Source organism: Granulicella sp. L46 (genome assembly GCF_009765785.1).
In the GTDB taxonomy this organism is placed as follows: domain Bacteria; phylum Acidobacteriota; class Terriglobia; order Terriglobales; family Acidobacteriaceae; genus Granulicella.
Genome location: NZ_LMUT01000012.1, coordinates 1,206,552 through 1,219,697 on the forward strand (window position 1 = coordinate 1,206,552; position 13,146 = coordinate 1,219,697).

The 13,146-nt window shown below is 52.4% G+C and carries 6 protein-coding genes; 3 read left to right on the plus strand and 3 right to left on the minus strand.

Translation table 11 applies throughout. From position 1 onward, the window contains the following. Window positions 1–72 precede the first annotated feature (72 nt). Window positions 73–1,425, minus strand: coding sequence for an amylo-alpha-1,6-glucosidase (locus GSQ80_RS14560; RefSeq protein ID WP_158788293.1), 1,353 nt, complete (start codon window positions 1,423–1,425; stop codon window positions 73–75). A 362-nt stretch (window positions 1,426–1,787) separates the two neighbouring features. Between GSQ80_RS14560 and GSQ80_RS14565 the strand changes: the two genes are divergently transcribed. Together GSQ80_RS14565 and GSQ80_RS14570 are read left to right on the plus strand one after the other, a co-directional pair. Further along, on the plus strand, window positions 1,788–2,966 hold the full coding sequence (locus GSQ80_RS14565; protein WP_371315718.1) for a substrate-binding domain-containing protein: 1,179 nt from the start codon (window positions 1,788–1,790) through the stop codon (window positions 2,964–2,966). 983 nt (window positions 2,967–3,949) lie between these two features. Then, a complete protein-coding gene (locus GSQ80_RS14570) occupies window positions 3,950–6,400 on the plus strand; it encodes a family 78 glycoside hydrolase catalytic domain (protein ID WP_158788294.1) in 2,451 nt (816 codons plus the stop codon). An 80-nt stretch (window positions 6,401–6,480) separates the two neighbouring features. Here GSQ80_RS14570 and GSQ80_RS14575 read toward each other — a convergent pair whose 3' ends face one another. Beyond that, window positions 6,481–9,831, minus strand: coding sequence for a glycosyl hydrolase (locus tag GSQ80_RS14575; RefSeq protein WP_158788295.1), 3,351 nt, complete (start codon window positions 9,829–9,831; stop codon window positions 6,481–6,483). 98 nt (window positions 9,832–9,929) lie between these two features. Then, window positions 9,930–11,357: a glycoside hydrolase family 30 beta sandwich domain-containing protein gene (locus GSQ80_RS14580; RefSeq protein ID WP_158788296.1), complete on the minus strand. Its 1,428-nt coding sequence runs from the start codon at window positions 11,355–11,357 to the stop codon at window positions 9,930–9,932. Window positions 11,358–11,539: 182 nt separating this feature from the next. Between GSQ80_RS14580 and GSQ80_RS14585 the strand changes: the two genes are divergently transcribed. Then, window positions 11,540–13,081, plus strand: coding sequence for a hypothetical protein (locus GSQ80_RS14585; protein WP_158788297.1), 1,542 nt, complete (start codon window positions 11,540–11,542; stop codon window positions 13,079–13,081). Window positions 13,082–13,146 lie beyond the last annotated feature (65 nt).

Genomic DNA, 13,146 nt, shown 5'->3' on the forward strand with positions numbered 1-13,146 from the left:
TACGTCAACGAAATCTTCGCCGCACTTTAAGAAACCGCGGCGATGATGCGCGTTCCTGATTCTAGGTTCCGGCTACTTGCCCCGCGCACTCGGTGTGTTCGATCTGTGCGCAGGGTCCTCAAAGGAAATGCCGAGATACTTCGTCACGATTGGATCTATCGGCTGATGAAGATCCATAGGATTGTAATGTTCTATTAAATCCAAGGGCATGACATAGGCCAAAGCCGACCAGCCCCAAAATGGATTCATTCCGTTTCCCTTGCCAGTATCCGAATCGTAGTATTCACGCGTAACAGGATTCTCGTCCAATGCCATACGGAACGTCTTTAACGCCAACTCCTTAGCCGCGTCGTTGAAGCCATATTGCACCAAGCCGTGAAAGATCATATAGTTCGTCGGAATCCAGGCCGGTCCGCGCCAGTCACATGCGCCGTTGGCCTCATTTCCTCCGTCACGGAAGTCAGGCTCGGTCCGTGCATAGGTTGCGATGGGAAATGCAAGCCAAAATTCGTTCTTGTTCAAAAGATGATCCTGGACCAGGCGACGTGCCTGTGCAGGGCTAGCGACGCCGGCCCATAGTGGGAAGAAACCAGCGATCGTCTTAATATGTATTTGCTTACCGGTCTTCTCGTTACGATCGTAGTAGAAGCCGTCGTTCTCATCCCAAAAAACACGATTAATGCTCTTTGCCAGAGCCGTGGCTTGCTTCTTATAGTTCGCCGCATCGGCGGTTTTGCCCAGCTTACCGGCAATGACCTGCATCGCCTCCAGTTCGCGGTACAGTTCGCAAGCAAGGTCCACGCCTTCGTCAGAATAAGATTCCACCTGTCCCGAGCGACTGAACTGGTTGTCCATACCGCTGGCATCCGAACTGTTCCACACCGGCAGGCCATTGCCGTCTGTATCGTATGCAAACCACCGTTGCAGGTATCTCTGAAGCTTGTCGTAATAGACGGCCCGAAGCCACTCATAGTCATCGCCATTCTGCTTTGATCCTAGGACGGCGATCTGTGCCAGGAAGGGCTTAAACATCTGCGTGGGACGAGGATTCACAATGCCGAGCGTTCGCGATACAAAGCCGTCTGGCCGTTGTCTATCCAAAAATATCTTGAAGTTCGTGAAGTCGTATCGGCTCACCCCGTAGTAAGAAAGATAGATATTTTCAAAATAGAGGTCCCAGTCGTAGTATTCGCCATACGCGTAACCGGTCAACAATTGATCGGACGATCCGGGAAAACTGTGGAGCCCCTTTGTTCTTATAGCCAGGTTCACGGCCTCCAGCCGAGGGGCGAGCTGATCAAAGTCCGACGATCCAACTAACGATCTTAAATTACCTGGAGCCTTAAGCTCGGCAGGGGCGGTTGGTGTCGTTGTGGTCTGTCCCGGAATAACCAAAGCGACAATCAAGATTGCTGTCAATCGCATGAAAAACTCTCATTTCGTAGCAGTCAAGTTCGGATGGCTTCAAAAAGCACGGTCTACGGTGGGCAACGCGGAAGGCTGCAGCAAGGCTAGAGCCGATCGATCACCCAGCATCTCGAAAGAGTACGTGCGTGTAGATATGCTCAGCGAATCCCAAGACGACCAAAAAATCATTTCACCTACAGAATATACTCTCTATTGGATTAAAACGTTCGGTACCAGAAAGTGATGAAACGTTGTTCCGTATGGTCTACCACTGGAATCGTCTCAGCTATTGAGGGGAATACAACGTCATTATCCGATAGCTCTAGAGCCCAGAGGCATCATTGTTTGGCCTAGGGTGTTGCGCTGGGCGATGTAGAAGCGTGGCCGATCTGAGTTTTGGTTGCCAGTTAGCTTGGCTTTACCGCTTGCTTCCTCCATACTTGAACTGCAATATTTTACAGGAGTTTACGCCCTTGCGACGCACAGCCAAACCGACCTACCTTATACCGGTTCTTTCCAAAGCATTTGACGTATTGGAGTTGCTGCAGGCGGACAATCAGCCGACGACGATGGAAAGTCTTTACAAGCGAACTCGGATCTCGAAGACGACCGTTTACCGCATCTTGAAAACGCTGGTGCATCGCGGATACGCAATGCAGATGCCGGATGGCAATTATCGCCATATTACTAAGCCGAAAAAGCTGCGATTTGGGTTCGGAAGCCAAAGCGCAGACGAACCATTTTCAAACGCTGTAACCCGAAGCATGCAAGATGCTGCTTCCGCAGCCGGCGTAGAACTCATCATTCTCGACAACCAATATGATGCGGCAACTGCTGTCCGAAACGCTGAAGAGTTTGTGCGGCTCCGGGTTGATCTAGTTATAGAATTTCAGGTCGAGCAGGCTGTCGCTCCCGTTGTGGGCGATTGCATTGCTGCAGCGAACATTCCTTTGATCGCGATTGACATTCCACACCCGCATGGAACTTTCTTTGGAGTCGACAACTATCGCGTTGGCTTGGAAGCTGGCGAACTGCTGGCGGCGCACGCGATCGCTCATTGGGGAGGTAAGGTGGATTGGGTCATCGGTCTCGACTTGCCGGAAGCGGGTCCGCTTGTGCAGAGCCGAATAACTGGAGCATTTGCGAGCGTTCGGAAGAGCATCGCAAATCTACCCGAGGAAAGCTTTGTCCATATTGATGGAAGAGGCAAACGTGAACGCAGCCGAAAAGCTGTTTCCGATTTCCTGCAGAGACACGTCAAGGATAAGCGCATTTTAATTGCTGCTGCAACCGACAGCAGCGCGCTCGGAGCGCTGGATGCAGCGCGTGAGCTGAAGAGAGAATCGCATGTTGCCATTGTCGGCCAAGACTACATTGAAGAGGCAGCCGAAGAAATCGCTAAGCGAAACTCGAGCATGATCGGGTCGGTGTCGCATGAGGCACATCTGTACGGCGCACATCTGATCCAACTGGGGCTCGCAGTGATTCAGGGCCAGACCATACCGCCGTACAATTATGCTTTGCACCGAATGGTGACCAGAGACTCTCCAAAGCCTTAACCGCCACTAGCGGACATGATTGATCTCACGGCTTGCGACCAGGTCTCAGGGGCCTCATGTCGATCTATAGTCGGCTCGAAATTCGACCATTTAGCTGTTCCATCGCTTCTTCGCATGGTGCAGTCGGTCTGGGGTCGATGTCCAAATCGCTCTAGTAGCTCGTGCACGAACTCATCCCACAGCTGCACTCTGCCGCATGATGTTGCCTCCGCTCGGGAGCGTGGCCACACTCCTGGCTTGCGAGGCATCGCAGCAGACGAACGCAATGCCCCAGGGTCGACACGCCTCTCACCAGAGATGAGCCCGAAACGCATCACTTGTTCGGATTGATTACTCGTTTCATCCGACATAATATCTTTGCGTTTGCAGCCGAGACGTACAAGTAGGCCCGAGCGCATGCGCACGGCAAGCTGAAATTGATTGGATGTTGGGTTATCGCCAATTCGTGTAAGTGCAAAGCATATACTACATATTCATTAGGTATATAATTTCCTATTTCGCTAAAGAGGTTTTCGCCGTTGTCTTTCTGGCATAAAAGCTCGGACCTGAAGCTGCGTAGGCCACCATTCGGTGAGAAATCTGTAAGAGCTGTATCCTCCGGCGTCTTCTTCACTGCCCTCGCGTCTTGCTGTTTCTCGGTCGTACATGCTGAAAGACCTTCAGCCATCCATCTGCGCACCGAATTCGTTGTGGATCCGCTAGCGGTCGGCACTAACAAGCCAAGACTTTCGTGGTGGGGGGAAGAAGTTCGCAGAGGCGCGCGTCAGACCTCGTATCAGATTGAGCTTTGGGACCTAGACCATTTGGACAAGTCTCGAACGGACCCGCTCTGGAGGAGTGGGCGTGTACGGTCGCCGATGCAGATTGCAAGCCCCCCCACCGAACTTTTACACGGTCGGACGCAGTACGCATGGCGTATTCGCTTATGGGATGAGCTCGGAACACCAGGCCCTTGGAGCGCCAAAGCGCAGTTTGGTACAGGCATGCTAGATCGTAAGGATTGGCGAGATGCACGCTGGATCGCGTTTCATGATGACAACCGGTGGAGGAGCGAGTGGAACGAACGCAAATCGCAGGAGTTCACTCGATACAAGGCAAACGGGCTCACCCCCGTCCTCACTTCCGATCATATGACGAGTTGGCAACTTCTTGATTCGGTGACGCCGCGCTATGATCCATCGCCGCTGCTAAGGAAGCAATTTACCGTCTCCGCACCAATTAGATCCGCGCGATTATATGTATCTGGAGTCGGTTACGCCGTCGAGTGGTTTAACGGCCGTCGGCTCGGCACTGCTGTCCTTGATCCCGGTTGGACCAACTACCAGCACGACGTTCTCTACCGAACTTTCGATGTCACTCATGCAATCCAAGAGGGCCGTAACGTGATCGGAGTCATGCTTGGTCGCGGGTTCTACGGCATGCTATCAAATGACCGCTGGGGTTTTGCGGCGAATGCACCATGGATCAACCAGCCTGCTGTAAAAGCTTTGCTCGAAGTGAAATATCAGGACGGTCGCATTGCCGAAGTAACGACAGACGACAGCTGGAAGGTTGCTCGGGGACCCATTCTCTACGATGATCCCTGGCTCGGCGAAGTGTATGACGCTCGGGAAGAGCATTTGGGCTGGGCAGATACCAATTACGATGACGACGCTTGGGGGTCCGCACAGATAGTGCAGGGGCCGAGTGGCAGCTTACGTCCTCAGCTTATGCCTCCCGTGCGTCCCGTAGGCATTGTGAACGCGGTCTCCATGAAGAAGATATCTCCTGCCGTTTGGATGATTGATCTTGGGGTCGACATCGCAGGGTGGATGCGGCTGACGGTTCGAGGAAATGCAGGCGATAAGGTGTTGGTACAAATGGCTGAGAAGCCGGATCCGCAGACCTTCATCGATACGACTACGGGTAATTTCCAACAATTTGGTTATGTGTTGAAAGGAGGTGGGGATGAAACGGCAGAGAGTCACTTCTCCTATATGGGCTTTCGCTACGCTAGGATAACTTTGACTCCGGCATCCGGTGCGATCCCACGCATAAAGACCGCAGTTGGAGTGTACGTACATACAGACGTTACTCGTACAGGAATATGGAACTCGAGCAATCCTCTTCTCAACCATATCGACACCATCTGGCGCCGGACACAACTCAATAATATGAACAGCATACCGACCGATTGTCCGCATAGAGAGAAACTCGGATGGATGGCAGACGCCTTCATAGCGCAGCCTGCTGTTCTATACAGCTTTGACGCAGCAGCTTTCTACGAGAACTATTCTGAAGACGTATCTGCCACACAGAATGAAAAGGGATTGCTCTCGACCATTGCTCCATCGTTCGGATATACGGCGGGAGAATCACCGTTGTGGGCTTCCGCGGATGTATGGATCCCGTGGCGACTCTATCTCTATAACGGTGATCGAGAGGCACTCCGTAGGCAATTTCCAGGCATCAAGCGCTTTCTCGACGCAACTCTTGTCAACAACGCAATCGCCGGACAGCCATACATCATGAGGGATGTGCTTGGTGACTGGGATAGCCCTGGACATGAGAACCCCCCGGAAGGGAACGAGCCATACAGCACCGCATATTACTTTCTGGATTGTCAGCTTGGTGCCCGCATGGCCCGTCTCTTAGGAGACGATTCCTCGGCATCTGAGCTCGAGCAGCGAGCGAACCACGTGGAGGCTGCCTTCAATCAACAATTCTATTCCCCCGACTTTCACATCTATCATGGGTCAAAAGCCACGGAGTATCGCCAATCCCTCAATGCACTAGCCCTATGGGCTGGCCTTGTTCCCGAAGTGAATCGAGTCGCGGTTTATCGGAATCTGCGCGAGGATGTGCTCGCACGTGACAGCCATCTAAATACAGGGATCATTGGGACCAAGCCTTTAATGGAAGTTCTCGCTGACCAGGGCGATGTCGACCTTGCTTATCGTGTCGTTACACAGAGAACTTATCCGAGTTGGGGATATATGCTCTCAAAGGGCGCAACCACCATGTGGGAGTCGTGGAACGGACGCGACTCCCATGATCATCCCATGCAAGGTACGGTCGTCGAGTTCTTTTACCGCTATCTCGCCGGAATTCGCGTGGACGAGACACATCCCGGATTCGATCAATTCTTCATTGAACCCATTTTCCCGGAGGGATTAAACCAGGCAGGAGCTCACTATCAATCTGAGAGAGGCCTTATTATCTCTGAGTGGACGAGGAACAGAGACAAAATATGGCTGCACCTTCGCGTTCCATTCAATACAACGGCGAAAGTTGTTCTTCCTTCCATTGCGATTGGGACTTGTTCTGTAGTGGAGCGAAGCAATACTTTACGGACATCGTCCTTATGGAGGCAGGACCGAGAACCTGACCACAATGCTGAGATCCATTTCGATCTTGATCCCGGGGATCACCAACTTCAATTTTTCTGTCGCTGATACCGGTCACACAACCCATAGCCCCTCGGCAATCGGCAACTGCATAAGCAACTTGTGCCCTCCTTGATTGAACCTCCGTTTTATTTGCCGATAGACAATATTTGCACCGGCCCTAACAGGCCCGATGGGAGCAGTGGCGAATTCGCAGTGTACGGTTTGAATGTAGTGAAGGTGTACTTTCTGATCACATCCGGTTGTTGATCCCCGATCAGGCGATTCACCCAAAGATTGGTCACATTTATTGCCAGCTTGTTAGGTCCGGTTCTAAGAGCGCTTGTCGCATCGACGCGGTACGGAACCTTCCAGGCCACCCCAAGAGGTAGGCCATTCAGCGTAACGTCAGCTAAATCCCTTACATCACCTAGATCCAGCCAAAGGCGTCTTCCGGGCTTGAACCATCCTGCCTTGGCTTGAATGACCGTGGTGTACGTTGCAGTTCCGGAAAAATACTTTACTCCGAGGTCGGAGTTGTTACTCCAGGACACGAGCTTTTCAAGCGTAATTGATTTTGAAACGCCTCTGTCGCGTTGAAAGCTAACTGTCCAGACCGGGTCTAGCGTCATCACGGAAGTCTCGATAGCCTCCGGAACAGAATGGCTGGCTTGGCTCAATGGTTTACGGAAGACCACAAAGACGGTTCCGTTTGGATCAAGGCTCAGCGGAATCTTGGTACGCCCATCAACGACACGATAGGAGACTGGGGAGATCTTCCCTGTATCAGGATGCCATAGCTCGGGTATTCGATCGCTTACACGGAAGGTTGCGTTCAACATCTCCACTCGGTTCTTGCGATTATCCACAAAATAGATCTGACCATTGGAGAGCTTGCGGTGGACGAACATTAGTTCTGTGTCAGGCTCCGGTCGACTATATTCAAAGTCGCGTCCCAACTTCAGATCCGTCAATGCTTGGTTTGCTGTGTAGGCGGAATAGACCTTACCCCTGCCAAGGAGATGGATCGATTGGGAAGGATTGATTGCTTCTCCCCAAAGCTCATCCGCGATGGATTTGAAGACATTTGGATCATCGGCTAGGCTCGGGGAGCCGATCGGCCTTTGGCCCACGACAACGGCACCATCCGTGACCAAATCACGGATTTTGCGAAGCACTGGAAGGGTCACACGCGAACTGGTGCCACCGAGAAACAGTATGCGGTAATTGGTGCCACCGGTGCTATGCAATCTCCCATCCTGAAACGAAAGGTGATTGAGAATGACATCTGAGTTTACAAAATCAAAACCGTATCCTTGCGGCGCATCCTCTTGCGTATGCAGCCCAAATACTGCGGTCAGTGGGCCTTCTTCCCCATAGAAGTATGCGACGTCCCCATAGAAATGCCCTTGCTGCAGCATATAGGAGCTGCGCGCAAGGTATGTGACCCACGATCCCGCCTGTTCTGCCCACGTTTGATTTCGGTTAAACCAGAGACCATAATGACCAAGTGTTAGGCCGGGCGCTTCGTTGACCAACGGCTGGTGAGCGGATTCGTGAATCATGAATCGGTTCACTCCCAGCGCAAGTTCCAGATCAGCAATCGGTTTGAGAGTATTTGGGCTCCATCCCCAGGCTGGGCCATTGCTGGTCATAGACTCCGCACCAACGAGATTTCGCCCATAGATATGGGCGACCGAGGCCGCTCCACGCAAATCTGCAATGTAAGTGGGCGTGGGCGATTCATCTGGCATAAATGTCCACATGGCGCCCATGGGTATGTCTGCAGATCGCCGCATCTCCATATCATCGCCAAGCGAAGGTCGATGGTATTCCAAGGCTTCCGAGTAATATCCCATATGGTTGCGATGCAACTCTGACGCGATCTCTCCGTAATGGTTCTGCGCAAAGAGTTCTGCTATGGTGCGTCGAAAATCCCAAAGAAACTTAACACTCGCTTGCGGGCTTTCAACGATTACACCTGTGAGTGCAGGCAGCCACGGATGAGCATCGTATCCCCTACGCTGTCTGAACTCGTCGAGCATATTGTCGGTCCAGTTTTGCGCCCCTGTCTCCGCACTGTCGGTCAGCATGAAGGTGATACCGGTCTTGCCAGTCATCGAGGGTCCGACCGTGTCAGAGTACGTTTTCAGATACTCGTCAACATAGTTCTTGACATACTGTCGATTGAGCTTATCTACCTCGAGACCTGTAGCTTCGGCCGGTGCTGGACCATTTTCATGCCCCGTTAGCGAATAGCCAATCCGGAGGATAGCCCATTTACCTGGTGGAACATCCCACTGTAGGGATCCATCCGGCTTCATCAATCTTGTGAGATCAAGAACATCCCCGCTGTGGACGATTGACCCTGCGGTAACAGGAGGTATGGGAATCGAATAGTAATTCATCACAGTCGCGAACCCCGCTCGTTTTTCGAATTCATCGACCCGAGCGGCTGGGCTAAGTATGAGTTCTGTAATGGCGTGATACTCGCTCGCATCCGCACCGCTCGAAGCGGCAGGAGCAGGAAACACGATGCGAAAAAAACGAGCGGTCACTGCATCGAATGCCTCAGTTCTCTGCGGCACACTACTCATCGAAATATCGATCACATGCCGAAAATTGAAGCCATCGTCGCTAGCTTCCAGCCGCGGGTACACAGCATGCGGATCGACAAACCCAAAGATGCTTGCCATGTCATCCAGCGTCGCAAGCGTAACGGCTTGAATGGTCTGCGGTTGTGGGTATTCGAACTGGACCCATGCATTCTTCCCCGGCGCGGCGTAAGGAAGAGCCAGCGCTACCGTTTCAATATTGCCATCAGACAGGGCGGCCGAATTTGCCTGGCCGCCACTGGATGTGATGCTCGGCCTTAATTCAGCTTGCGTCTTGGCGTCTGGTGGTAGCCGATAGGCGACAACTGCGCTATCCGCATAGAATCGTGGGAGCGCATTAATGCCTTCGCTTCCCTCACGGTGAATGCTATAGTCCTGAAATGTTCCGCTTGTATCCGGCGGCTGGGGTAGAGACCCGTCGAAACGCTTACCCCCGTCGATGATGGTCTCGTTCCAGACCATTTTTTTCATTCCTTGCGAAGGTGGAACCCACGGGCCTCCCGTTTCGCTCCACCCCGGGGAACTGGCGATGGACATTTCCAATCTGAGTTTGTTTGCGGTTACGGTGGCATAACGGAATGCCACTTTCCAGTCCGGAGTCATATACACCAGGCGCTTTTGAACTACCTGTGGTGTATCGATCGAGCCTTCAAATACCGTAAAGCCTCCAATGCCGACACGGCGCATCCAGTCAAGATCGAGCTTGATTCCCTCCTGTGTAATGTTCCCGTTCATCCAGTGCCACCAAACATGCGGCTTTGCGGAGGTGGGCGGATCACGAAATGCTAGCTCCATTCTGTCTCGCGGTTGTTGCGCACGAATGCAATTAGTAAGACAAAGCAATAAGGTAAGGATCCCGACACCGAATTTAGCTTTTGTCATCATTTGAACCTCTCGACGTATGCTTGATACGCGTCCCCTAGTTGAGGCTGCATTTCCAGTTCCGGATATACAGTCAAGGAGCAATACCGCAAACCTACCTTTCATGACGTCGAACGCCAAGTGACAGTTGTGATGGAATTTCTAGATAGTGGTACTTCAAGAATGCGATCTCCGCTTTGTATCTGCACACTGCGCGGAAAGCCCTGGTTGGACAGGACCAGGACTTGCTCTCCATCCGGATTTTGAAAAGCAATATGTGTGAAATTGGTATCGCCACCTTCACTATGAATACGCCTTGCGCCCCGGTTCACATGAGCGGAAAAATGATAGAGGGCCCAATATTGCCCATTACGGACAAGCTCCCCTGTCTTGGAGTTGAGGGTGACGACGCCCACGCAATCAAATGGCCCAACCTCCGGTTTCCCATTTTCATCGAGCAACAAGTTCCAGAGCGTGATATTTCTTGCACCGCTCTGCAGAATCTTCGTCAGATCGTGGGCCCATTGAGCCCAATCACCTGCAGGATTCGATTTGAGTTCGCTCGACCATTCCGTAAAGTAAATCGGCATCCCAGGATGAAGTCTTTCGATTTCATCCATTTGCTCCGGCTGGCCTTCATACCCGTGAAATGCCACGCCGTCCACATAGGAAGCGAGCCGGACGTCCTTTAGCTGCCAGTCGACCCGTTTCCAATAGATGTAGTTGTAATCAAGGAGCCATAGTTGCGTTTTGGAGAGTTGGGCGTCGGACCGGAGCTTTGGGCCAAGATGGTCACGGATGAACTCTGCCTCCATCTGTGGAGTCCAAAAACATGCCGGCATCATACCGTGCTGGTCAGTCTCCACTTCATTTTGAGTGCATATGGCCTGAATTGGTACGCCCGCTTCTTTGTATGCAGAAAGGAACCGCAACATATAGGTTGCGAACGGCGCAAGATAATCTCGGTCCATCCATCCGCCGAGCATCGAACCGTATACCTTCATCCAACCGGGCGGGCTCCACGGGGATGCATGCAGAAAGAGATCGGGCCGGATTGCACGTGCCTGGCGCAAAATTGGAAGGATGTATACCTCATCGTGCGCAATCGAGAAATGCTCGAGCTTGGTATCTCCCGGTGCATCGTCGTAGTTGTAGATTTGTGTCGAATAATCGCTCGAGCCTATGCAACAGCGTCCTACGGAGAGATTCATGCCCTGGGGTGAATATAGTTCTGTTAGAAATGAGTTCCTTCGATCTGCGGGCATGCGCGAAAGCAAATAGCATGAGGAATCGGTGAGCGCGGCGCCGAAGCCGAGAATCGGCTGAAATGTTTGGCTTTGGTCCACGATGACGTCTGGGACGCAATTTCGAGAAGCGGATTTCCATGCCTCCAACACAACGGGGCTGTGGTGACCCTGGTCATCGGTACGCCACGCGTAACTAGAAACGGGCAATCGTTGCTGACTAAAGGCTGATTTGCCGGTCAGCAGTGCTGCTGCGCTCGAGGCTACCAATGCTCCGAAGGAGCGGCGGTCAATCGAATGAAACACAGGCCCTCTATTTCAATGGACAACTTATTTCTAAGATCCACCATGATCAGAGATTTTCTGGCGACTTGTCAAGGTACGCTGTTTTTTTTTGACTCCATAAACCACGAAGTCCTAGCGTTTCGATTCTGTATTGACATTGTTTCGTTGTGTGAGTAGTGTTTCACTTGCTGGCTGGAGGCTGTATGAACGACGCGCTCTCTCGGCAGATTTCTTCGAGTTGGCTGCATGCGGCTATCTGTTTTGCAGCGCTATTGCCGACCCTACAACCGTGCCGTGGTGCTGCGCAGATAAGAAGCCGTTCAGTCGGCCACCTCGATCAGGACAAGTTGGTCGCGAAACAAGCACGAGCCTCTTTGATTGGAATCCAGTATGAGCAGTGGTTCGACGGACCAGATTCATGGAAGACTGCGGAGGCAGTCCCGCTGCTCGGAAAATACAAAACGGATGAGACGATAATTTCTAAGCACTTTGATGGGTTTCATCAATTGGGGATTGATTGGCTGCTCATCGACTGGAGCAATATGCTCTGGATAAAGCCCGCATGGGAACAACATACAGGCACAACGAAGTCTCTGGAAGATAAAACATCTTTGCTCTTTCAGGTGGCGTTACGTCGTCGACAGCAGCGCAAGTACGCACCCAAGCTAGTTTTGATGCTCGGCTTGCAAAACGGACCTCCAATACCGAATGGGATCCAGCGGTTAAATGCAGAATTGACATGGCTGAAGGAACACTACCTGGATCGTCCTGAATATCAAGGTCTTTGGCTGTATGACAACGGCAAGCCACTTATTACTATCCTCTACTGGCCACCTGATCCGTGCACGCAGCTGCCCAAAGACCTTGCTCACACAAAATTGGAATCGAGTGATTGGACCGTTCGTTGGATGGCGTCTCAACTGCAGGACAATCACGCGGAGCGATGTGGCATGTGGTCCTGGATGGATGGCGTGATCCCACAGATTGTCACGCGCCATGGCGGCGCACCAGAGGACCTGGTCGTAACACCTTCCTCATTTGAACTTCCGGGAAGGGGATGGGCCTCACCAACTGCGATTGCCCGCGACCACGGCGTTCCGTACCTGCAAAGCTGGAGGGCGGCTTTTGAAAGCAGGCCCAAGTTTATCCAGATCCACCAATGGAACGAGTTCGCGGGCCAGGAGAACGGTCACGGCTTACCGGAAAATTATTGGGGCGAAGGAGGTCCTACTTCTACTTCACTGCTCAAGCCTCGACCTTCCAATGTCTACGCCGATGAGTTCAATGTTCAACTGAGCGATGACATTGAACCCACAGAGCTGCACTCCTGCGGATATCGAGATTGCGGTGGATGGGGGTACTACTACTTCAATTTGACCCGTGCCATCATTTCGCTCTACCGCGGAGAGACTTCGGACATCACAGTACTCGCACTCTCCGGGCCCACCAAGCCTCTGCCCGCCGGCACAAGCTTAATTCCGCTCCACTGGGCTTATCTTGGTGTCGCGCCAACGGGATACTCTTTGTCTGTCGATGGCAAGGGCGTCAGCCAGTCCATTCAAGGAACGTCATACGAGCTCAGCACCGCCCATATGCTTCCAGGAAAACATGAGATAAAGCTGACTGCGGACGGGGTACACACCTACTTCTCTTTAGACCCCGAACGTTCGGCAGCCCTTTCTCCTCGAAGACTTCCAGTTGAGTCGACAATTGTGGTCAACCTTGCGCGCACCCAACAGAAGTAGGGCTCGTGAAGCTGCCAGCTCGCAAGACGCTAACAGACTATCGCTGCGCGGCGACCATATTATGC

Coding starts and splice junctions, on each gene's coding strand:
- GSQ80_RS14575 (WP_158788295.1), bottom strand. CDS start 9,831: ATGATGACAAAAGCTAAATTCGGTGTCGGGATCCTTACCTTATTGCTT.
- GSQ80_RS14560 (WP_158788293.1), bottom strand. CDS start 1,425: ATGCGATTGACAGCAATCTTGATTGTCGCTTTGGTTATTCCGGGACAG.
- GSQ80_RS14570 (WP_158788294.1), top strand. CDS start 3,950: ATGCTAGATCGTAAGGATTGGCGAGATGCACGCTGGATCGCGTTTCAT.
- GSQ80_RS14585 (WP_158788297.1), top strand. CDS start 11,540: ATGAACGACGCGCTCTCTCGGCAGATTTCTTCGAGTTGGCTGCATGCG.